Source organism: Sphingobacterium faecale (assembly GCF_016746095.1).
GTDB classification, from domain to species: Bacteria; Bacteroidota; Bacteroidia; order Sphingobacteriales; family Sphingobacteriaceae; genus Sphingobacterium; species Sphingobacterium faecale.
In genome coordinates this window covers 360,090-383,957 of record NZ_JAERTY010000005.1, presented here as the reverse complement: position 1 = coordinate 383,957, position 23,868 = coordinate 360,090, and the positions used below count along the sequence as shown (strand labels likewise).

Below are 23,868 nucleotides of genomic sequence, written 5' to 3'. Positions count from 1 at the left end.
AAGGTATAATCTTAATATTTTTTTCGGGACAATATAAGGATATCCCGGTCAATAGAATCAATTTTGTAGATAGCATCTGCTCCCATAAAGGAATTGTCAAAGTGTATGAGGTTATCTTTTAGTGTAAAGTGGCCGCTACTATGACTACTGTCTGATGGGATTTTATAGGCCTCGCGGTAGATTCTGTCGTATTCTTTTCGATGACGCCAAGGATTAATATATTTGCATGTTTTTATTCCCTGATAGCTTCCATTTTGTTGTAAGGTGATTTTACAACTGGTTAATAGATCATATGATTCGGGATTCCAACTACCATCCGGAGGAGTAGTACTTTTGTATTTGTAGACTAATCCCCAATTGTACTTGTCTTGAAATTCGGTGTTGTTTGTAACTGGATTGTTGAATCTATAGTTTTTATTAATACCATAGAGTGTATCAAGATTTCTGTCAGTCGAAAATATCCAATCATCGTATATATAGTCTTTGATGTTTATTTGTTGACCAATGCGTTTAATATAAATTGTATCAATATTATCAAATGCCCCCTTCTGGCGACCTCCACCATGTCGTTGGAAAAAATCACTATGATAAGGTTGATATCCGTCTTTTTCTATGTCAATAGTAAAGAATACCGGCGGAGCCTCCATAGTAAACATTTCAGTGAGAATAAAACGATTAACGCGACGCTCTTTTAAATAGAATCTACCTTGTGCATCGGTCTTTGTTTCGCTGACTTTACAACCAGAAAGAGGTGTGTTGTTGTAATCAAAGATGTAACCCGTTATAGCAGGACGGGAAAGTCGCGATAGGCAGGATATTAAGATACCACTGCTCGTAATAAGACATACTAACAAAAGGACTTTCTTGATCACCATAATTTTGATTATGTATTTTGGAAGGTTCAGACAAATATTATGCCTCTTGCTAACAAGTAGGAAAAGGTGTCTATAAAGCACCCTGAGTTTGTTCAAGGGTACTTTATAAAAGAATATGGGATTACTCCGCAGTAGTGATTTGAGTTGAGGGATTAGTGGCTTCATAAAATTTCACCAATCTAAGATGGCCTGGACATTTGGTGATGTCTTTTTTCTTCCATAATTCACATTCAAGAAACTGAATCTCTAAAAATTTTGGAACATCAACTACAACCTGATCGCTGCTGATCTTTACACGTTCTGGATAGTCTCTATTTAATAATGCTGCTTTTAATTCATCTATAGTCATGCTCAAAGATATTATTTCATTTTTGAATAGAAAAAGGTATCGATGTATTCATCACGCATTATAGTCTATCTTTCTCTATATCAAAATGGATAGTGGACATTGATGTTGTAAAATGCATACGACGAATAGAGATAGGTGTATAAATAAATGATGTAGTTTAGTAATTTTGGGATTGAGACAAATATCGTTGGATGGAGGTATCCGTTGAAAACTGTGTCACTTATCGAAAGCAAAATTAGAATCGGACAATGGATATAAAGAAAATCGCAGCAAGTTTGGCCAATCCGGTCGTACATAATAGTTATATCGAGTATGGGGCAGTCGGCGCAGCTTTAGAAACAATAGATGGCAATATATATACAGGTATAAGTATAGATACTGCGTGTTCTTTAGGGCATTGTGCAGAGCATGGTGCTATAGCAGAGATGCTTAAAAATAAGGAATTCCGGATAAAAACTATTGTAGCTGTGGACTGTAAAGGTGATGTAGTACCTCCATGTGGTAGGTGCCGTGAACTGATCGGACAATTGTCGTCAGATAATAGAAAGACTTTGATCGAAGTGGCAAATGGAGAAGTTAGGACTTTGGAAGAATTAGTGCCTTATGATTGGAAAATTAGTAATGGTAGAACCTGGTAAAAGAGAGGAAAATGAGTTATAAAAAAATAAATATTGAAGACTGGAAGCGTAAAGAGCATTTTAAAGTTTACAGTACATCCGTACGATGTGGATTCAGTCTAACTGTCAAAGTTGAAATAAACCGTGTAATCTCCTTTGTTAAAGAGAAGGGGTATAAATTCTATCCTACAATGATTTATTTATTGACGAAGGCTGTAAATAATCATGCTGAATTTAGGATGAGGATGAAGGATGGTGAATTAGTTGTTTGGGATGAAGTCCATCCGATATATACAGTACTAAAGCCAGAAACGGAGACTTTTTCGGCCTTATATACAAAGTATACCATGGATTTTAGAGAATTCGTCTCAGATTATGAACAAAATGTCCAAAAGTATAACAGCGATCTGCGATTCTTTCCAGAGGTTGTTCCAGAGAACCATTTTAATATATCAGCCTTACCTTGGATAGATTTTGATAGTTTCAATTTAAATATTGCTGATTTTACGGACTATTTTGCCCCAAGTTTTACTGTTGGTAAATATAAAAAGGTAGGTGCTGAAGTAGTGTTACCCTTAGCTATACAGGTTCATCATGCGGTTTGCGATGGGATTCATGTGGCAAGATTTATTGAATCATTACAAGATTATTGTGATAATGTATATAGTATGTAGAGGTTTAATACTGAATGCAATGATAAGTTGCACGCAGGACAGTGTGCAATTTTTTGTAACCCACAAATTGCACTAATTTTTAGAGGGTATAAGCAAAGCGTCTTAAAATAAATACTAGTTAAAAATAAATACAAAAAGAGAAAACAATTTCTTTTAATAGGTGTTGTGTTATTGTAGTTACTCTATTTATGAGAGATAACTAGATACTACTATTATACTGAGAAATTATTTTTTAGGAGTGAGCTTTAATGCCAAAGTGCATTGCGGTAGTATACAATGGTGTCAAAATAGTAAATGGAATAAACTACCAGAATAGGTGTGCTATTCTAAAACTCAACTTGGGGAGGTATAGAAGTCGCTTTCGAACAGATCGCGGCTTCTGTCATTTTAGACTGGTTGTTCATATAAAATTGAATTTGGGAATGTCCCAGCTACTTTTTTACATTCGGCCTACTTAACATTATCGATTGATAGGAAGACGTGAACGCTGACAGGCTCTTGTAGCCGATCATGGTAGCGATTTGGGTGAGGGTATATTGCCCGGTGTCGATAAGTTCTATGCTTTTCAATATACGGATCAATTGTGTATATTTTTGGATAGTAATCCCTGTTTGTTGCTTGAATATTCGCTGTAAGCTGCGTACCGACATGTTGGCCAGATGGGCTAGGGTATCGGTATCAGAAGTGTACCTGTAGTTTACATTTATATAATTGCAGACAGGAGTCAAACGTTGATCGATAGGTACAGGTATCTTTAAAAACTGATTTTCTTCGCAAAAATAGGGAAGACTTTGTAAGATAGCCCTTAGGAAAACCGTATGTTCTTCTTCATCGAATAATTGTTGGTTCCATTTGGCAGCGTATAAGAGCATTTCCTTTAATACAGCGGGAGCTGGGAATACGTGGATGTCTTTATAGAATGTTTGGTCTGGTGTAGTCTTAAACAGGATGATCATCAGATTAACAGTTTTAGCTTGCGAAGTAGTGCGATGGCTAAGATTGGAGGGAATCCAGATAACATGATTTTGAGGCACTAGAAAGATCTGCTTATTGATATGAAAGTATTGGTAACCATCTTCTACATAGGTTAGTTGATATCGCTGGTGGCTGTGCTCGTACTTGTCATGAGCCCAATTGTCTTCATACCAGATATAAGATTCAGAAGGTATGGCGTCAACTCCTTTTTCCTTCCAGTTCTCTAATAGTTGTTGATTTTTTTTGTCGTTTAGCATATACTTTTTGGCAAAGTTAATAAAAATGCCAATTGTACTTTTGTATCTGTGGTCGGTATGTCGGAAGAAAATAGATTTATAGAAATAGAAAAAGATGAAAAATAAAGGAAGTTTACTATTGCTCAATATAATAGTAATCATTTTAATAGGAGGTGGTCTGAGAGCCCCAATTACAGCGGTAAGCCCTGTGTTGAACGAAATAATAGAGTCACTACAGCTTAATAATTTACAGGGAAGTCTACTGACGTCAATTCCCTTGATGGTATTTGCCACCTGTTCAGTGTTAGTAAGTAAAATGGCTGTTAAAGCAAATATTCATTATAGCTTGATTTATGCTTTGATTTTCTTGGTTATTGGACTGTATCTAAGAATATATGGAACGACTACAATGCTTTTTGTGGGTTCTTTTTTTATAGGACTAGGAATCTGTATCGGCAACGTAACAACTCCGGCCTATATCAAGAACCTATTCCCCGAAAATATTGGCATGATGACGGGAGTATTTTCCGTGGCGATGAACCTAACTGCTGCTTTAGCGTCGGGGATGAGTATTTCTATTGGTAAATGGACAGAGATGGGATGGAAGGGATCTTTAGGAATTTGGGTAGTATGGGCTTTATTGGCGCTATTTGCTGTCGCTTTAGAAGCTTTTCTGGGTAAGAAAAAGACGGAAGCAAGGACTATAGTAAAGGCGGTAGCAGTAAGAAGCTTCAATGTATTTAGGTCGAAACAAGCTTGGTATATAAGCATCTTTATGGGGATTCAGTCTTTGGTATACTATTGTCTGGTCGCATTGTTGCCGATTGTTCTGATTGACTACGGAATGGCCAAAGAGCAGACAGGAATAGTGCTTTTGGTAATTCAACTCGCTATGTTGCCTGTATTGTTTATCAGCCCAGTAATAGCAAGCCAAGTAAAGGATCAAAAATGGATGATTTATAGTGTCGGTATATTGATGTTTACTGGTATAAGTATGCTTTTAGTTTTAAAAGTACAATATATTTATCTGACTGCGGTATTTATTGGAATAGCCAGTGGCTGGGCATTTAGTTTGTCGATTTTGTTTTTCTCGCTTAAGAGTAAGACGATGAACGGAACAATTAAGATCTCAGGAAAGGCACAGTCTGTAGGTTATCTCATAGCAGCCTTTGGGCCGCCTGTGTTCGGCATATTACATGATTGGGATGTCTCCTGGAAAAGCTCGTTTTATTTTTTACTACTGATGATCATCATCATGACCATATTTGGCCGAAAAGCAGCAAGAAATCGCTTTATAGAAGATTACTAATGATTGTTCTTTAAATATCCTGCAAAGCTATAAAGTTTTGGCTAACTTCCCGATCTGCTTTAGGTCTAATTTAAGTTGGTCTGTCCAAGGTAATCCGATCGATAGCCGTATGCAGTTATGGAATTGGTCCTGCAATGTGAAAATACGGCCTGGAGATATACTTATTCCTTTCTTTAAAGCATAGTTATATAGTACTTGGGTGTCGATATTCCCAGGTAGTTCTATCCATATTGCCAATCCTCCCTGAGGACGGCTTACTTTAGTGCCTTTAGGAAAGTCGCTCGCGATGATGGTGATATAGTTCTGATAGTTTATTTCTAAGGTTTTACGTAATCGACGTAGATGGTTTTCATATCTTCCTGTCATCAGAAAGTTTCCGACTGCCTCGTTAATAATTGCTGCAGAAGATAGCGAATGCACCAGTTTCAGTTTCAGAAGCTGTTCGTGATATTTTCCCGCAGCTACCCAGCCGACACGATATCCCGGTGCCAATGTCTTGGATACCGAACCGCACCAGAGTACATTGCCTTCCGTATCAAAAGATTTGCAACATTTGGGACGCTCGGATCCAAAATGGAGATCTCCATAAGTATCGTCTTCAATCAAAGGGATATTATGCTGTGCTAAGAGTTTGGTGATCGTTTCTTTGTGAGTTTCAGGCATGCAGTAACCTAATGGTGTATTGAAATTGGGAACCAAAAGACACACATCGATCCGTGGTAATAATGCTGTTAATGCATCCATATCAATACCATATATTGGATGCGTAGCGACTTCGATAACGTGTAGGCCGAGACTTACGGCAAGTTGAAGTATGCCTGGATAACAAGGGCTTTCCAAGGCAAGAGTATTACCTGGTTTTGTCAATGCCATCAGACATAGGGCTAGTGCATGCATGCAACCATTGGTGGTTATAATGTCATCTTCTTTAAGGTTGCCCGCCCAGGTCAAGGAGCGAGCAGCTACCATTCGTCGTAGTTTGAGGTTACCTTGTAGGGGCTCATACTCGGTACCACCGCATTGTAGAGTACGAGTAGCTGTCACAATTTCTTTCTTGAGTTTAGCCAGCGGAAGCAGGTTTCCGGAAGGGATACCGATAGACAGCATCGTGAGATCCTGACGTCCCATAGTCGCATATATATCGTTCATAAGTTTTTCGGGTTCTCTGTTGATAATAAATGGAACAGGTTGACTGGTAGTGGGAAGAGGAAGTTGGGGTACAGAACTTACAAAATATCCTGACTGGGGCTTAGCCTGTATGAGTGAACGGGACTCGAGTTCCAGGAACACACGTTTGGCCGTATTTATGCTGATACCATGAAGACCGCTCAGGTTTCTGACGGAAGGTAGACGTTCGCCCGACTTTAGAACGCCCGAATGTATCTTGGAAGCGATGTTGTCGGCAATACCGTTATATAAGAACTCTTTTTTCATATGTGTATAATTATTCGCGCATTTAATTGTTTTCTTGATAGAACTCATGAATGCTTCGCATTTATTTCATGATCCGCTAGTTGGCGGATCGGTTTGTTCTTTAATGGTCATAGGGAATATCCAGACTATATTATGCACGACTTTATTACTGTTGGTGTGCACGTTGTTCCGTGGTCATTCGTGTTAGCCTGTACTACATTGCCCCGACTGTCTTCGACGTAGTCCTTACGTTGGTTTATCGGGATGGATATACGGATTATTTGCCCTGCTCATCGTATTAGAACGTCTGGAAATTGATGAATTATATTTTTTACTCAAAGATAAGTGTGTCCATTAAAATATCAAAAACTGTGACTGTGCTTGTTAGTGAAGTTTACAGAACTTTGCGACAAATTGATTCTTATGACTAAAACGAGTATTAACAAGTTAGCCGATAATTCAACAAAAGGTTGGTTAAATGGTTTTATTGGCGTGATTTTGTTTAGTGGTTCATTACCGGCTACACGGCTTGCTGTCCTAGAGTTTGATCCGGTATTCGTAACGATTACACGTGCTTCCTTCGCAGGTATACTTGCGCTTATTGTATTGTTAGTCTTTCGGCAGAAAATACCAAAAAAAGAGCAATTGATTTCGCTATTGCTTGTTGCTCTCGGGGTGATTGTCGGATTTCCATTGTTGAGTGCTTTGTCCTTGCAATACATAACTTCGGCACACTCTATTGTCTTTTTGGGTATATTGCCAGTATCGACTGCTGTATTTGGAATTGTCAGGGGAGGCGAGCGCCCTAAACGCGCTTTTTGGGTGTTTTCGTTGATCGGGAACTTCTTGGTTATGGGGTATGCCGTAGCACAGGGCGTGTCGGTATCTCCAGTAGGGGATCTGCTGATGTTTGGCGCGGTGGTGATCTGTGGCTTAGGATATGCAGAGGGTGCAAAACTTACAAGGTTATTGGGAGGATGGCAAGTGATATCTTGGGCATTGGTAATCTCATTGCCTGTCATGTTACCGTTGGTTATAGTATATTGGCCTGATTCCTTTGTGGATATAAGCGGAAAGGCTTGGGGAAGTCTGGTGTATGTATCGTTATTTAGTATGTTCATTGCTTTTATCTTTTGGTATAAAGGATTGGCACAAGGTGGGATTGCAACGATAGGGCAGTTGCAATTATTGCAACCATTTTTTGGACTCGGATTGGCAGCATGGTTATTACAGGAGAAGGTGAGTGCTGGTATGCTGGTTGTCATCATAGGTGTTATTCTATGTGTTGCAGGAACTAAGCGGTTTGCTAAATAGTATTAAAAAGATAGATAAAAATTGCATTATTAAGGTATACAAAGCAAGCCAGTTTTTAGGAAGGAGTTAAGCTATTACGCTGCACTATAAGCTTTGATTAATCCCTGTTTTACTTGAAAATGTGCCGCTTCTAATAGTAATGTCGTTGTACTTTAGTGTTGTCTATAATTTATGATTATCATTTTCAGGGAATCTTGATAATCAGTTTTACAATTCCTCTTTTCGAGCTGTCGACCCTATGGTCGACAGCTTTTTTATACTAAAAAAGTAGAGAGAAGTACCCCGAATATTTCTATTTTTGTTGCCTGAAAAAAAATAAGGTACAGATCGTTTGAAGTAAGCTTATTAGAACTATTTTTAAACAATGAAAAAATCATCAAAAAAAGCTGCTATTGGGTTTATATTCATTACGCTGCTGATAGATATAACAGGCTGGGGAATTATAATCCCTGTTGTGCCTAAACTTATTGAAGAATTAATTCACGGAGATATCAGTGAGGCTGCCAAATATGGAGGGTGGTTGGGATTTGCCTACGCCTCTACGCAGTTTGTGTTTTCACCAGTAGTCGGTAACCTGAGCGATAAGTATGGACGGAGGCCTATTATTTTGATTTCGTTGTTTGCGTTTGCTGTGGACTATATATTTCTAGCATTAGCGCCTTCTATTTCCTGGTTGTTCGTGGGGCGGATTATCGCTGGATTGACGGGCGCGAGCATTTCTACCGCAAGCGCTTACATTGCCGATATATCCACCGATGAAGACAGAGCTAAAAATTTTGGAATGATAGGGGCTGCTTTCGGTTTGGGGTTTATTATTGGTCCCGTTATTGGAGGCGTTCTTGGCGAATATGGTGCAAGAGTCCCTTTTTATGCCGCAGCAGTATTATGTATGCTTAATTTTATCTATGGATATTTTATTCTACCAGAGAGTTTGGATAAAGATAAAAGAAGGGAATTTGATTGGAAACGAGCGAATCCAATTGGTTCACTCAAATTTCTGAGCAAACATCCAGAGATTTCGGGACTGATTATCGCATTGATCTTAGTTAATATCGGTGCTCATGCTGTACAGAGTAATTGGAGTTTTTTTACTATGTATAAGTTTGAGTGGACAGAGCGGATGGTAGGAATATCGCTCGGTGTATTAGGTCTAGTGGTGGGATTAGTACAAGGTGGTTTAATACGATGGACGACTCCTAAATTCGGAGAAGAGAGAAATATTTATTATGGATTAACCTTTTATGCGCTTGGTTTGCTGTTGTTTGCTTTTGCGAGTCAGGGTTGGATGATGTTTGTGTTTTTGGTCCCCTATTGTTTGGGAGGTATCTGCGGCCCAGCGCTGCAATCGGTGATTTCTAAAAGCGTGCCGTCTAATGAGCAAGGAGCATTGCAGGGGGCATTAACGAGTTTGATTAGTGCAACTTCCATAGTAGGACCACCCGTGATGACCAATTTGTTTTACTATTTTACCCATGAAGATGCACCTTTTGAATTTTCAGGAGCACCATTCTTTTTAGGTTTTGTGTTAATGGCTATCAGTGTGGTGATCGTTTATGTAGCATTCCAACGAAAGAATAATAGCGAGGTAAAGTCTTGATAGAAGATAAAAAAATGAATAGATAGAAAGCCCGGATAACTGGGCTTTTTTTGTGCACTTTTAAAAGAGATAACGTGTATGTAGCATTATTGATACAAAATGTAGAAGGTATTCTATAAAAGGCAGCGGCTATAACTTTTGATTACTTTTTCGAATGGACAAGCGATGTCTATTCTTCAGTTTTTGGATTAAAAAGAAGATAGAAATGAGCGAATGGTTTTGAGTTTGAAAATGTTTTTTATATCATTGTGTACGTAAACGTTTTGATTAAAGCTAAATTTTGCCCAAATGAATAAGCTATTATTAGAGAATGGTACCCTCGTTTTTGCAAGTCGGATTCTCGAGGACGGATACCTTTATATAGAGGGTAAGAAAATCGTGAATATCGGTCAGGGAACACTGAAAGTAGGAGAGGATGTGATTCGAATCGATGTAAAGGGGAAATATATTTCGCCTGGTTTTATCGATATGCATGTGCACGGTGGTGGTGGATTTGATTTCATGGACGGTACTATAGAAGCGTTTCTAGGCGTATCAGAGACACATGTTAGATTTGGCACAACGGCATTATGCCCAACAACCCTTACTGCTGAGAGGGAACATATTTACACTGTATTGGATGTGTATAAGGAAGCTTTACCTCTGAATAAAAAAGGTTCAACTTGGTTGGGGATGCACCTTGAGGGGCCCTATCTCGCTTTGAAACAGTGCGGTGCTCAGGACCCAAGATATATACGGAATCCAGACGTTGAAGAGTACCGCAATATTATATCCTATTCTGACCATATCGTTCGTTGGAGTGCTGCTCCAGAGTTGCCAGGAGCATTGGACTTTGGTGTTTATCTGAGAGAGAAAGGTATCATTCCTTCACTGGCACATACAGATGCTTTGTTTGAAGAGGTCGTAGCGGGTTATAATGCCGGTTATCGATTAGCAACGCACTTTTATTCCGCTATGTCTACTATAATACGCAAAGATGCAAAGCGTTATGCGGGGGCTATTGAAGCTGGATACTACCTCGATGATATGGATGTGGAAATTATCGCTGATGGTATTCATGTGCCAGCTCCATTATTGAAACTGATCCATAAAATTAAAGGTCCGGATCATATTGCATTGGTGACTGACGCTATGCGCGCTGCAGCAATGCCCGAAGGATCCAGTGTGTTGGGAAGGCTTTCTGATGGTTTGGCGGTTGTGGTTGAAGAAGGTGTAGCCAAGTTGCCTGATAGGTCAGCTTTTGCAGGAAGCGTAGCTACCGCAAATAGATTGGTCCGGAATTATATGAGACTAGCAGATGTGTCGTTAACAGATACAGTACGTATGATGACCGAAGTTCCCGCCCGGATTTTAGGAGTGGATAGTACAAAAGGAAGTCTGCAGCAGCATAAAGACGCAGATGTAGTTGTATTTGATACGGATTTGGAGATATACCTAACTATTGTAGAGGGAGATATCAGGTACGCATCTGAGAAAGAATTATAAATAATAATATACTAAATATAAAGAACTGTAGATATGAAGAAGTGTATAGTAGCCACAGTTATGCTTGTGTTTATTCAGTTATTCTCGTTGAAGGTTGGAATTGCACAAGATTTTGCTGTCCGTGGGTTTCATCTGGATCTAAGGATACAGGTTATGAAAATGCCTGCTTTGAAGAAGTTTGCTAAGCAATTGCATGAAGGCGGAATCAATACGTTGATTATGGAATGGGAAGCTACCTATCCTTTTGAAAATCATCCGTTGATCCCGAATCAGTTCGCTTACACAAAGAATGAGGTCAAAGAGTTCGTTCGGTACTGTGAAGATCTCGGGATAGATGTTATACCGCTTCAACAGAGTTTTGGACATGTAGAATACATTTTAAGACACTATCGATACAAAGATTTGAGAGAAGACCAAAAGGACTATTCACAGATTAATCCACTACGTGAAGAGCAGGCCAAAGCACTTTTTACAGATCTGTATAAGGATATGATCAGTACCCATCAGTCTGACTATGTTCATATCGGTGGTGACGAAACTTATTTATTGGGGCATTCCAAAGAATCACAGGCGAAGGTTGCGGCAGTCGGTAAAGGCCGCCTTTATGGAGACTATATTAAATTGCTGTGTGATATTGTTGTTGGCTTAGGTAAGAAGCCTGTTCTATGGGCAGATATAGCCATGAAGTATCCTGACGCACTGGAGGGGCTACCTAAAGAAGCTGTTTTTATCGATTGGAATTATGGCTGGGATGTGGATATGTTTGGTAAACATAGTAATCTGCTGAACTCCGGTTTTGAGATATGGGGGGCTCCTTCCTTAAGAAGCCATCCGGATAATTACTTTCTGACGCAGTGGGAAAAACATTTTAACAATATCCATGATTTTATTCCACAGGCACGACAATTTGGTTACAAAGGAATTATAATGACCTCATGGTCTACATCGGGCCTGTACGGCACGACATGGGAGAGCCCTAAGGATATTGTCGAATTATATCCGATAAGGCGCGTGTATCCGCTATCAGGTTTTAATATGTTGATCGAAGCATATTTTGAATCTTTAAGGTCAGACAAAGCGTTAGATGTAAAGCAATTTGTGATGGCGTATGCACAAAAAAAGTACGGTTTTGGATTGGGGGAGTCTAGTCGCTTCTGGGAGGCATTACGGGCTAATCCTCACGAAATTAATCAGGGGGCGGTAAGTACGAAATCTATTTCGGTAACGACCATGAAAGATAGTGCAGAGTGGGTTTTGAAGGAGTTCGAGGCTTTAAAACCAAAGACGAACAAGCAAGAGTATTTGCATTATGTGCTGATGTCACAGATTAGACTAAGGTATCTGAAATATATGGAAATAGAGTTGCGTCTGAATAGCCCTAACTTTAGGGTTAGCGAGTTGGGGGGAATGAAAAGAGCCCTTAATGAGTTAAAACGTGAAAATTTAGATAAGAAATTTAAACAGTTAAATCGAGAGTGGATGTACGATGTTGAACTGCAACAGGAAAATGAGCTTCGAAATAGTAAGATTATGCTGTTAGAGGCTCGTTTGGCACGTTTGGGTAAGTTGTAAATTAGATCAGAGTAAATAAAAAAAAGATGAAGATAAGGCTGTTTTTAGTAATTGCTTGTGTTATAGGGAAGTTTGATGTCGGCAAAGCACAGTCGGATGCACAGTCTCCGTTGGTTGTTAGTTGGCAGCCGATATTAAATAATTATGATGGAAAAGAGCAGGCGCTTTCTGAGCTTATTATAAAAAATAAAGGGGATAAGCCATTTCCGTGGGAGGGGTGGAAGTTATATTTTAATTTCATCAGACTGGCTGAGCCGGTGGATTCGCTACAGCTTTTGGATGTCCGTCATATTAACGGTGACTACTTCTATTTTGAGCCCAATAGCCGGGGAAAGAGTCTGATGCCTGGGGATTCGGTCAGGTATACGATGATATCTAAATCATGGGTCGTAAACTTTAATGATGCGCCACAAGGGTTCTACCTGGATTGGGGTAATAATCATTTGCAGCCATTGGGAGCTGTGCGTACGCTTCTGCCTCCTGATGAGAAACCTTTTTATAGGGTAGGTGCGGATGCAGAGATGGATGCCCGAAAGATATACGAAAAGAACTTAAGGTATCAGAACAATAAAGGTATTGGAGCGGGACATATTATACCAACGCCCGTGTCGAGCGCGATCGGCAAGGGCAAATATACACTTCGGAAAGGGGTAGAGGTTAGCTATAATCCCTTGTTTGAAACCGAAGGAAAGCTTTTGATGGAGAATCTGGATGAGTTGTTCGCACTGTCTTGCAAAGCTGTGTTTGGTTCGGCTAAAAATCGTGCTGGAATCCAGCTCGTTGAAGACACTTCGTTAAAAGGAGAGGCCTATAAGCTTGAAATTACACCCAAGGGAATAAAGCTGTCTGCGGCTACAGGTGCGGGGATGTTTTATGCGATACAGTCTTTAAAATTATCGGTTGATCCGATATATTATGCCCCAAAGAACCGGAAGGATATTACGCTGCAGTCTACTGTTGTGTCTGATGAGCCACGGTTTGGCAGCCGGGGGCTGATGTTGGATGTTGCGCGGAATTTTCAATCCAAAGAGCAGATTATAAAGATGTTGGATGTGATGTCATTGTATAAGTTAAATACATTACACTTTCACTTAAATGATGACGAGGGATGGCGCTTAGAGATTCCGTCACTTCCAGAGTTAACTGAGGTTGGGAGTCGTAGAGGACACTGGGACGATGGAAAATGGAAGGAATGGTTGCCGCCGTCTTACGGCTCAGGGCCATTTCTAGATAATGCCCGTGCTAGCGGATTTTATAGTAAGAGTGATTTTATAGAGATCCTGCAGTATGCACAACGCAGGCATATCCAGGTTATACCCGAAGTGGAAACACCAGGGCATGCACGAGCGGCAATACAAGCGATGAATGTGAGGTACCGTCGATTAGCGGAAAAAGGTGATATGGTAGCCGCAAATAAATATTTGTTGCAATCGCAAAATGATTCATCCATATATAGATCTGTTCAGAAATGGAATGATAATGTGATGGATGTTTCTTTACCTTCTGTCTACACCTTCCTAGAACAGGTAACGGATGATATTATCGCTATGTATCGGGAAGCCGGAGTGTCTTTGGAAACTATACACTTTGGAGGTGATGAAGTCCCAAATGGTGTATGGGAGCATTCACCGGCTTTTACTAAATTTAAACAGCAGGATGCGAGTATCAAAGAAACAAATGATCTATGGATTAGACATTTCAGATTACTCTATGATATGTTGAATGAGCGAGGTCTTCATCTTACCGGATGGGAAGAGGTGGGAATGGAAAAGGTTGTAGAGGACGGAAAGAAGAAATGGATTCCGTTTAAGGGGCTTCAGGATAGCGGCGTGTATTTAAATGTCTGGAATAATCTTGGAGGAAATGAGGATCTAGCTTATCGGCTTGCAAATGCGGGTTACAAAGTAAAACTTTCGTTTGTTAGTAACTTTTACATGGACATGGCCTATTATAAGCAATTCCGTGAACAAGGATTTTATTGGGGTGGATTTATTGATATGGAGAGACCGTTCAGCTTTATACCTTATGATTACCTACTCAACCAAAAACAAGACTGGCTGGGGCGTACACTGCCAGATCGGGTGTTGACTGGAGCTGAAAAACTGACTGAAAAAGGGAAGCGGAATATTGTGGGACTGCAAGCCTTGCTTTGGGCAGAAACCATAAAATCTGAAAAAGAGATGGAACGTATGTTGTTTCCTAAACTGCTTGCTTTCAGTGAGCGTGCATGGGCCAAGCCGGGGGAGTGGGAAGAGGGTAAGGATATAGGAGGAGAAGCCTATCATAAAGCCCTGAAGCAATTTTTTGCCGTGGTGGGACAGCAGGAGTTACAGCGGTTACCTTTTATACATGGAGGTGTTTCCTACCGTATCCCGACACCAGGCATAAAAGATATGGAAGGTAAGATTTATGTAAATATGGAGCTTCCCGGTTTTGATGTCCGGTATGCTGAGAATGGAGAAAATCCAACAATAAATAGTGCTATATATAAAGGGCCGATTCCGTATAAAAGAGGTTTGGTATTTAAAGCATTTAATAGACAGGGTGATTCTAGTCTTGCTGTAAGATTAGATTCTAAATAAAGAAAGGCTTCCTCTGGAAGCCTTTCTTTATTTAGATCTGTTTCCTATTGGAAGATTCTCGTATGATTAACTTGGTTTTGATCGTTACTTCTTGGTAATCGAGAATCTGCATCTCTTTATCTTCAATTTGCTGGATGAGAATTTTTGCCGCGACTAATCCCATGTCGTATGCGCTATCATCGACCGAGGATATCTGGGGCTCAAGTATGGTCGATATTGGATAATTACTAAATCCTACGATAGCGGTTTCTTTTGGAATAGGGATGCCGTTGTGCCGAAAAACCTTTAAAACAGCAGCAGCGGTGTAGTCATTTGCACAGAAAACCCCGTCGGGACGAGGGGTGATTGAAACGAGTTCTTGAGCAGCCTTTTTGCCTTCATCATAACTTAAGTTTTTTGTTTCTTTTATCAGCGCTTCCTGATAAGGCAGTCCGTGTTCTTCCAGGGCACGTTTGAAACCTGCTAAACGGGATTTAAAAATATCTACATTTTGATTTCCGGCAATATGTGCGATATTGCTACAGCCCTGCTCTATTAAGTGTATTGTAGCATTATAGGATGCTTCAAAATCATTGATAAGAACTTTACTCGCTTTTAACTGTTCGCTGGTCCGGTCATACACGACAAGGGGAATATTGGATTTATCTAATTTTTTGAGGTGGTCATATTTCTTGGTTTCAAGCCCCGGACAGATGATAACTCCCGCTGCTAATGAAGTTTCTAACATTTGTACGATTTCCTTTTCTTTTGCATAAGAGTCATTAGATTGGAATATTGTGATCTGGTATCCTCTTTTGTAAGCATATTCTTCGATACCGCTGATTACTTTGGAGTGAAAGTCGATATCAATACGAGGACATACAACGCCGATGGATTTTGTTTTTTTACTTCGGAAACTCGAGGCTATGGGATCTAATGAAAACCCCATCTCTTTTACCTTTTCATTAACAATTTTTTTTGTGTTTTCGCTGATAGCTGGATGGTTGGAGAGCACACGGGATATGGTCGCTGTAGATAGATTGAGTGCTTTAGCGATGTCTTTTATAGTAATCCTTGCGGCTTCCTTTTTTTTCATTTTTTTTCGTTATTTATATGCTGTCCCATCTTGGGAACGTATTTAAAGTTTGGTTTGTTTATTCGTTTGTATTTACTGCTTCGCAACCACAGGTTCGGACAGTCGAAGTTAATTCAAATATTCCTTAATTCAAATAAACTTTTTTCAATATTTAATGCAAATGTTTGCATTGTTAAAACTGGTTAAAACCTTCATTTGGTTTTGTTTTCTATTTTTATTGTGCAAATGTTTGCATTGATTTTTATTTTTATTTACCTTGGCTGTGATAAATAACAGATGATATAAACTTTAAATCTGCATTATGATATTTACTGCAAACCATCGTAAACAAAAATGGGGCGCGTTAGCTTTTTTTCTTACAGCTATGTTGCTGTCTGCGTTGGCGGTAGTGCCGCTCAACGTATTTGCACAGCAAAAACGTGTATCTGGAAAAGTAATGGACGCGGGTACCAAACAACCACTGGCAGGAGTCAGTGTTAAGCTCCTTGGTCAGAATCTAGGAGTAAGTACAGATGCTCAAGGTGCATTTGTGTTTAGTGATCTGACTGAAGGAGAGTCTATCGTGTTTTCTTTTTTAGGATACACCAGTCAGACCATTAAGATTGACTCACGTTCTAATTACGTAGTCGAGCTTTCTAATCTGGCAACCGAAATCGAAGAAACTGTTGTCGTCGGCTATGGACGTCAGAAAAAGCGGAATCTAACAGGTTCTGTCGTTTCTGTAGGTTCGGCTGACATTGAAAAAACTACCCAACAAGACCCTATTTCAATCCTGCAGGGAAGAGCAGCTGGTGTTCAGGTTTCCTCCAATTCAGGTGCTCCGGGAGGTGAAATGACTATTCGTGTCCGCGGTAATTCTTCTTTAAATTCGGGTAACAATCCGTTGTTTGTTGTAGACGGTATTCCGGTCGAATCCAATTCCATATCTTCTTTGAATGGCACCGAGAGTTCGGGGTTAAATCCATTAGCAGATATAAATCCCAATGATATTGCATCTATGGAGATCTTAAAGGACGCTGCTTCGACAGCTATTTACGGATCTCGTGCAGCCAATGGGGTGGTGATGATTACCACAAAACGAGGAGCTGAAGGAAAGACTGAGGTTTTACTGAATGCTACTACTGGTGTTAGTTCGTTGACTAGGAAGCTTAGCGTCTTGAACTCGCGTCAGTATAGAGAAGCCGTATTGGATTCTTACTATGCATTGTCTAATCCAGAAGAACCTTATTATACGATTATTGACTCGCTAAACCCGATGAATAACGGCGACGTCGATTGGCAGGATGAACTGATGCGAGTCGCTCCGCAATATAAAATCGATCTTTCGGTACGAGGGGGCAATCAAGGGACGAAATATGCATGGAGTTCGTCTTATTTAGATCAGGATGGGGTGATTTTGAATTCGAACTATAAGCGTTTTACTTCTCGGCTAAACGTTGACTTTAATATTTCTGAACGCGTACGGATAGGACAGAACGTATCCTATACCAATGCGGTCAATAACCGCACAAATGCCGCTGGATCGGGCAATCTTAGTATAATACGCAGTCTCTTGGTCAGACCGCCCAATATGTCTATGTACCTTCCGGACGGATCACTCAATGGCTACATGATCGGACAGCGTAATCCTGTAGGAATGGCGCTTTATGCGACCAATCTCAATAAAAGTAATAGAATTATAGGAAGCCAGTATTTAGAGATAGATATTCTTAAAGACTTAAAGTTCAGAAGCAACTTTAACTTGGACTATATCGCGATGAAGGAAGATGAATTTATGCCTTCTATACTAGACTACCGTGAAGGTTATAATACAGGAGCCGTTCGTTCATCTGGAAATCTAACTTGGGGTAATGAAAGCTATTTTACCTATAATAAAAGTATCAGCAATACGCATAATATAGGTGCCGTTGCGGGGATTAGTTTTCAAAAATGGCGGTATGACCGTACCGGTCTGAATGGTTCTTATTTTGCTAGCGATGACATCCGCACCTTAAATGGGGCTTCTGTTATCTCTGGTCAAGATGTAAACGTAGCTTCAGAACATGCTATGCGCTCGTATTTCGGCCGTCTTACCTATGATTATTTAGGCAAATACCTTTTGGAGTTCAACATGCGTGCAGACGGATCCTCAAGGTTTGGACGGGATAAGCGCTTCGGTTTCTTTCCTTCGGCTTCTGCAGGTTGGCGTTTCGTAGAAGAAGAGGCGTTGAGCAATCTTAACTGGTTGAGCGACGGCAAGCTTCGCTTTAGCCTGGGGAGCACAGGTAACGAGGCAATAGGAGATTATACTTCTCAGGGAGAGTTTACCCTAGGTACGAATTATCTGGATTTCTCTGGTGCTGCACCCACAGTGATGCCTAATGCAAGTCTGACTTGGGAAACCACACATCAGTACAATCTCGGTTTAGAGTTAGGGTTTGCGAATAACCGGATTTTATTCTCTACAGATGCCTATCTAAAAAAGACAAAGGACTTGCTGTACAATGTGCCATTACCGAGTACTACGGGATTTGAGTATGTTACGCGTAATATAGGTTCGATAGAAAACAAAGGGCTGGAGTTTAGTTTGCAAACGCGAAACTTACAGGGAGCTTTCGGTTGGAATACCAATATCAACCTCAGTTTGAATCGCAACAAGGTAACCTCCTTACCAGAGAATGTATTGACTAATGGATATATCCAAAACGGCGCGTTCCATATCCTTCAAGTAGGACTGCCTATTGGTGTTTTCTACGGATGGCAGTTTGATGGTGTATATGCCCGTGACGAAGACAATGTAAAAGGAGTTACGAATGGTGCCAATGGCCCTGCTTTCGTAGGTGGTGATCCTATTTGGCGTGATTTGAATGGAGATGGTATCATTAATGAAGACGATAGGCAGATTATCGGTTACGCGGAGCCTAAGTATTTTGGTGGTATTTCCAATGATTTCAGCTATAAGAATTTCAATTTAAATGTGTTTTTCCAATACTCCGTAGGAGGGGAGATTTATAGTGAATTAAATCATCAACGCAATTCGATCGTTCGTTATAACAATTTGTCTACTGATGCTTTGACGAGATGGCGTGAACAAGGGGATGTGACAAACTTTCCTCGATTGATCCGTGACGACCCGAAGCAATCGGATAGCCGCGTGCAGAGTAGGTGGGTAGAGGATGGTTCATATATAAAATTAAAGAATGTTAACCTCAGGTACTCGCTGAATCCCGATTGGATTAAACGCATAGGTTTGCGTAAGCTTGATGCTTTTGTTACTGCTACGAATCTTATTACCTGGACCAAATATACAGGATTTGATCCTGACGTAAATTCTTATTCTGGGCTTCGTGTAGGTTTGGATGAAGGGTCATATCCGCAGAGTCGTACATTCATGTTTGGTTTAACATTCGGACTTTAATTAATAGCCATGAAAAGATCATTTAAATATATATTAGGCAGTGCTTTGATGCTGCTTATCGTCTCCTGTTCGGATTTGGATAAAGAGCCGATCAGTAATTTTTCTGGACAAGGATTTTATAAGAAACCTAGTGATGCACAAGCTGGTGTTACAGGGATATACAATAGCATGCAGTCGGTTTTTCGTTTGAATTTTGCGTATTGGGGAGAGGGACGTGCAGACAATGTGACGACCAAACATGCCGGAGACCCAAGGGCACTTCAGAGCAATGATTTGACGCCAATCATTAATTCTGCTAAATGGGATGGTTTTTATACCCTTATATCCCGAGCCAACTATGCTATAAAATACACGCCTCAGGTATTTGGAGACGGAGAGAGTGTGTTGAGGGATCAGTTATTGGGGCAGTCACGTGGGTTAAGGGGGGTTGCCTATTTCTATCTGACCCGTATATGGGGAGGTGTCCCTTTAATAACAGAACCGTACGAAAGCGTAGAGCAGGATGTTTTTGTAAAGAGAAATAGCATGGACGAAGTATTGGCACAGGTCGAAGACGATCTATTGTTTGCCGCAGATAACTGTTCCGTTAGCTACTCAGGAGCGAAGAACCGTGTGATCTTTACACGGGGAGCAGCATATGCTTTTCTAACACAACTGTATATGTGGCAGAAGAAATATGATAAAGCGATAGCTGCCGCAGAAAAGGTTATAGGTGATACTCAGTATACCCTAGTCGCTATGAGTGACTGGAACGATATATTCGTAAAAGGTGTAAGTACGGAGAGTATCTTCGAAATAGGATATAATGAGGTGCAGACCAATGCATTGCGTATCCTTTATGCACTTGGGTCAGATAGTGATTATGTCCCTAGTGCCAAATTTATTGCCTCTTTGGAGAAAGGAGACCTACGCCAACCACGTATCTATGATGTGACAGAAGTTCAGCCTCGTAAGATCTGGAAATTCTTTGGACAAGGATTTAAAGATGAAAGTCCAGAGCCATCGTCCAACAATATTGTTTTAACTAGGCTCGCGGATATTATCTTGCTGAAAGCAGAAGCTCATGCAAATCTTAATCAACCTACGGAAGCGTTGGAATTATTGAATCGTATACGCAAACGTGCTGGTCTTAACGTCATGGATGAGGCAGCTGCAAATAGTGAATACAAAAGCGTCGTAGATGCGATACTGCACGAGCGTTCGGTAGAGCTTTGCTTTGAAGGTCACCGCTGGTTCGACCTGGTGCGTACCGGTACTGCGATTTCGACCATGCAGCCTATCAATGGATTATCGAAAGAAGGTAATCTATTGTGGCCGTTACATGAAAGTGCAACCTTGAGGAATACGAACATGAAGCAAAATGAATTTTATAAGTAAGATTATGAGAGAGGTAAAAAATATAATTACTCATCTCCTAATGGGGATTAGTATACTAGTCTTGCTCTTTAGCTGCGAGATACAAGAAAGTTTTAATTATGACCCAGCTCCAGATAATAAGAAGCTGAATATGTCAGCTCTGGCATATATTAAGAGTAATGATTCACTTTCAATGCTTAATGAAGCTATAGAGCGCGCGCAATTCCAGGAGATGTATGCCGACAAAATAGGTCTGACCTTTATTGCTCCTAATAATGAGGCATTCCGCGCCTACCTAAAGGAAAATAAATATTCCTCTATTGCGGAGATTCCTCTCCCGATTTTAAAGAACATACTGCGCTACCATACCGTCAAAGGCGAGGTGAATTTTAACGATCCGGCTCTCGCACCGAGTAATAGGCCAATCGCCTATGAGACAGAAAATGGACAGATGATGTACTTGTCTCATACGAGCACCTATGTAGGATTGATTAATGAAGGTACCAATAGGCAATGGCAGATCAGAACCTCAAATTTAGTACCGACGAATGGAGTGATGCATGTGGTGAATTTTGTGGTTTTCTATTCTGCGCCCACGGGGGATGCTAATGCTGAAAACCCTAATTTGGTGCAGGATACAATATTTGTGAAGCAGGATGCTTATGTCAATGGTGGGGCAGAGTCGACGAAGAATTTCGGGACTGATCCGCTGTTGAGAATCAAAAATGTAGCAGGGAATGGTGATTATGACCGCAAGGCTTTTTTAATGTTCGATTTTGATGATTTTAAGAAAGAAGGCGTGATTACCGAAATTAAGATGCAACTGGCCGTATCTTTTACTGCAGCCAAAGGTGTTGATTTGGATTTGTTTGAAACACCCAGCACCAGTTGGAACGAAACCTCAATTAACTTTAGCAATGCTGTGTTTCCGACGACACCGCGTATCGCTTCTATCAAAACGAGTAAAGTAACTAATTTTAAGTTTGATTTAACCGATTATTATAAGGAGAAAAGTCCTAACGGTCTAAAGTCTTTTATGTTGGATGGACAGGCAAAATCTGATGAAACTGACGATATCGCATCCAAAGAGCACCCTACACTCGCTCGCCCGATGATTATTGCAACCCTGGCAAGCGGCGATTCGGAACTTGTGTTAGAGAATAAGAAAGATTTTGATGTAGAGAACGGGGGAATGTATGTACTGTCGAATGATAATCTTCTCCTGAGTGGCGCTTCGGCTGGAGATATCATCTACACGGTTGAAGAGTTGCCAACCTTTGGCTGGTTGATAAAAGGAGCCGAGGTATTAAAGAAAGGCAGTCGTTTTAGCCAATTAGACTTAGATCTTAAGAATATAGTCTTTATCCATGATGGGGAGACGCCAGGTGCAGGTGTTTTAGTTTTAACCGCAAGAGATAAGGCTGGTGCTGTATTAGAGAATATTAAGCTTAACGTTTCAGTGAGATAATATGGTAAATAAGTATTGGCTCGTGTGTGTAGTTATTGGAGGACTGTTTTTTGCGAATTGCAGTAATTCTATTCCCGAAGTAGAGGTATCTCCCGTTGTTACAGATCGGGTTATTCAATTCTCTGGTATAGATTGGGTTGTACGTGCTACCAAAGATAAAAAGGAAGGACCGGGGCCGAATTTGTTTTCGGCCTCTGATAAAAATGTGTGGGTGGATAGCGAAGGGCGCTTACATCTCAAGATAAGAGAGGAAGCGGGCTATTGGTATTGTTCAGGAGTAACAGCTAGACGCTCTCTTGGTTATGGCAAGTACACGTTCTATGTCAATTCGGACATCGCAATATTAGATAAGAATGTAGTCGCAGGGCTTTTTACATACTTAGATGATGATCATGAAATCGATATCGAGTTTTCAAAATGGTCGATTGACGGTAATCCCAATGCGCAATTCGTGTCACAACCTTCGACAGTAACCGGCAATAAGCAACGCTTTGATATCCTTCCTAACTTGGGGCCGACGGTACATTCCTTTGATTGGAGGGAAGAAGAGATTGCTTTTTCAAGTAGTTGCACAGGTGATAATGGTCAGGAAAAAAGTATCTATAAGTGGATCTATGAAGGAAATCATGTTCCGAAAAAGAACAATGAGAAGCTGAAGTTAAACTTATGGCTTTTTAAGGGGCAGATGCCTTCTGATCTAAAGGAACAGGAAATTGTGATTGATAGTGTACGTTTTACAGCTGTTTAGGTGTTGTATTTTTGTTATTCTTTAAAAAATAGGTATAAATATGCTTTTAGAAAATTTGAGAGTTGATATTTCGGACACAGCTCGTGAGGCAGGTGAGAAGGCAGGAAGAGCCGTCGAAGCTAAGTTATTAGAATTGCAAGCCATGCAGGACGAGATACGCGTTATTTTTGCGGCAGCCCCTTCGCAGGATTACATGTTGGGGTATCTGATTCAGTCAAAAGAGATCGATTGGTCTAAAATTGTGGCCTTTAATATGGATGAATATATCGGTCTGCCCAATGGTGCTAAGCAGGCGTTTTCTAATTATTTAGAAGATACCCTTTTTAAATTTGTGACACCTAAGGCTAAGTACTTTATTAACCCTTCTGGTACAGTTGATGAGGAGTTAGTACGTGTTACGGCACTTATAACTGAGAAGCCTATTGATGTAGTATGTCTGGGTATCGGTCAGAATGGACATATTGCTTTCAATGATCCACCCGTAGCAGACTTTGACGATCAGCAGGTTATCAAAGAAGTTGAGCTTGATCAGGTGTGCCGTATGCAGCAGGTTATTGATGGCTGTTTTGTTGACATCAAAGAGGTGCCGACCCATGCCTTGACGCTGACTATCCCTACGATTATGAAGGCCTCCAGTCTTTACTGTGTAGTAGTCGGGGAGCATAAGGCCGAAGCGGTAAAACATACCTTGTCTTCCGAAATCAGTACACTTTGGCCGTCTACGATACTGAGAAAACATGTTGATTGTCAATTCTTTTTTGACGAATCGGCCTGTCCTAATGTATAAGTTCCCAGTTTAAATCTATTTTTACATTAAATGCACAGT

The 23,868-nt window shown here is 40.4% G+C and carries 18 protein-coding genes; 13 read left to right on the top strand and 5 right to left on the bottom strand.

The features are described 5' to 3' along the window. Positions 1-11 precede the first annotated feature (11 nt). Together JKG61_RS11550 and JKG61_RS11545 are read right to left on the bottom strand one after the other, a co-directional pair. Positions 12-875 (bottom strand): transthyretin-like family protein, encoded by an 864-nt coding sequence (locus JKG61_RS11550; protein WP_202103128.1) that lies wholly within the window; start codon positions 873-875, stop codon positions 12-14. Positions 876-996: 121 nt separating this feature from the next. Next, the gene (locus JKG61_RS11545; protein ID WP_202103127.1) at positions 997-1,224 is read right to left on the bottom strand and encodes a DUF6965 family protein; all 228 of its coding nucleotides are present in this window, start codon (positions 1,222-1,224) and stop codon (positions 997-999) included. Positions 1,225-1,472: 248 nt separating this feature from the next. Here JKG61_RS11545 and JKG61_RS11540 point away from each other — a divergent pair, with 248 nt between their 5' ends. Beyond that, positions 1,473-1,862 carry a cytidine deaminase family protein gene (locus JKG61_RS11540; RefSeq protein WP_202103126.1) on the top strand — a complete coding sequence of 130 codons (390 nt, stop codon included), beginning with the start codon at positions 1,473-1,475 and terminating at the stop codon, positions 1,860-1,862. Between the two features lie 11 nt (positions 1,863-1,873). After that, complete coding sequence (gene catA, locus JKG61_RS11535) at positions 1,874-2,515, top strand: type A chloramphenicol O-acetyltransferase (protein WP_202103125.1); 642 nt, start codon at positions 1,874-1,876, stop codon at positions 2,513-2,515. Positions 2,516-2,946: 431 nt separating this feature from the next. Here catA and JKG61_RS11530 read toward each other — a convergent pair whose 3' ends face one another. Next, positions 2,947-3,747 (bottom strand): AraC family transcriptional regulator, encoded by an 801-nt coding sequence (locus JKG61_RS11530; protein ID WP_202103124.1) that lies wholly within the window; start codon positions 3,745-3,747, stop codon positions 2,947-2,949. A gap of 94 nt (positions 3,748-3,841) precedes the next feature. Here JKG61_RS11530 and JKG61_RS11525 point away from each other — a divergent pair, with 94 nt between their 5' ends. Further along, on the top strand, positions 3,842-5,035 hold the full coding sequence (locus JKG61_RS11525) for a CynX/NimT family MFS transporter (protein WP_202103123.1): 1,194 nt from the start codon (positions 3,842-3,844) through the stop codon (positions 5,033-5,035). A gap of 27 nt (positions 5,036-5,062) precedes the next feature. On the opposite strand, the gene JKG61_RS11520 is transcribed toward JKG61_RS11525, so the two are convergent. Beyond that, positions 5,063-6,469, bottom strand: coding sequence for an aminotransferase-like domain-containing protein (locus JKG61_RS11520; RefSeq protein WP_202103122.1), 1,407 nt, complete (start codon positions 6,467-6,469; stop codon positions 5,063-5,065). Positions 6,470-6,871: 402 nt separating this feature from the next. Here JKG61_RS11520 and JKG61_RS11515 point away from each other — a divergent pair, with 402 nt between their 5' ends. The 5 genes from JKG61_RS11515 to JKG61_RS11495 all read left to right on the top strand — a co-directional run bounded on the left by JKG61_RS11515 (position 6,872) and on the right by JKG61_RS11495 (position 14,998). Further along, positions 6,872-7,762 (top strand): DMT family transporter, encoded by an 891-nt coding sequence (locus JKG61_RS11515; protein ID WP_237249459.1) that lies wholly within the window; start codon positions 6,872-6,874, stop codon positions 7,760-7,762. Positions 7,763-8,126: 364 nt separating this feature from the next. After that, entirely contained in the window at positions 8,127-9,359 is a 1,233-nt protein-coding gene (locus tag JKG61_RS11510) for a TCR/Tet family MFS transporter (protein WP_202103121.1), read from the top strand. 288 nt (positions 9,360-9,647) lie between these two features. After that, a complete protein-coding gene (nagA, locus tag JKG61_RS11505; protein WP_202103120.1) occupies positions 9,648-10,844 on the top strand; it encodes an N-acetylglucosamine-6-phosphate deacetylase in 1,197 nt (398 codons plus the stop codon). 33 nt (positions 10,845-10,877) lie between these two features. Beyond that, a complete protein-coding gene (locus JKG61_RS11500) occupies positions 10,878-12,416 on the top strand; it encodes a beta-N-acetylhexosaminidase (RefSeq protein ID WP_202103119.1) in 1,539 nt (512 codons plus the stop codon). A gap of 26 nt (positions 12,417-12,442) precedes the next feature. Then, the gene (locus JKG61_RS11495; protein WP_202103118.1) at positions 12,443-14,998 is read left to right on the top strand and encodes a family 20 glycosylhydrolase; all 2,556 of its coding nucleotides are present in this window, start codon (positions 12,443-12,445) and stop codon (positions 14,996-14,998) included. A 31-nt stretch (positions 14,999-15,029) separates the two neighbouring features. On the opposite strand, the gene JKG61_RS11490 is transcribed toward JKG61_RS11495, so the two are convergent. Continuing rightward, complete coding sequence (locus JKG61_RS11490) at positions 15,030-16,073, bottom strand: LacI family DNA-binding transcriptional regulator (protein ID WP_202103117.1); 1,044 nt, start codon at positions 16,071-16,073, stop codon at positions 15,030-15,032. Positions 16,074-16,374: 301 nt separating this feature from the next. On the opposite strand from JKG61_RS11490, the gene JKG61_RS11485 reads away from it, so the two are divergent. From JKG61_RS11485 to JKG61_RS11465, 5 genes are read left to right on the top strand one after another with little or no spacing between them, the layout of a single operon-like run. Further along, positions 16,375-19,470 (top strand): SusC/RagA family TonB-linked outer membrane protein, encoded by a 3,096-nt coding sequence (locus tag JKG61_RS11485; protein WP_202103116.1) that lies wholly within the window; start codon positions 16,375-16,377, stop codon positions 19,468-19,470. Between the two features lie 9 nt (positions 19,471-19,479). After that, positions 19,480-20,847 carry a RagB/SusD family nutrient uptake outer membrane protein gene (locus JKG61_RS11480; protein WP_202103115.1) on the top strand — a complete coding sequence of 456 codons (1,368 nt, stop codon included), beginning with the start codon at positions 19,480-19,482 and terminating at the stop codon, positions 20,845-20,847. A 4-nt stretch (positions 20,848-20,851) separates the two neighbouring features. Next, positions 20,852-22,294, top strand: a complete 1,443-nt coding sequence (locus JKG61_RS11475; RefSeq protein WP_237249458.1) for a CBM96 family carbohydrate-binding protein — start codon at positions 20,852-20,854, stop codon at positions 22,292-22,294. A gap of 1 nt (position 22,295) precedes the next feature. Then, a complete protein-coding gene (locus tag JKG61_RS11470; RefSeq protein WP_237249457.1) occupies positions 22,296-23,042 on the top strand; it encodes a glycoside hydrolase family 16 protein in 747 nt (248 codons plus the stop codon). Positions 23,043-23,082: 40 nt separating this feature from the next. Beyond that, positions 23,083-23,829, top strand: a complete 747-nt coding sequence (locus tag JKG61_RS11465) for a 6-phosphogluconolactonase (RefSeq protein ID WP_202103113.1) — start codon at positions 23,083-23,085, stop codon at positions 23,827-23,829. The last annotated feature ends 39 nt before the right edge of the window (positions 23,830-23,868 follow it).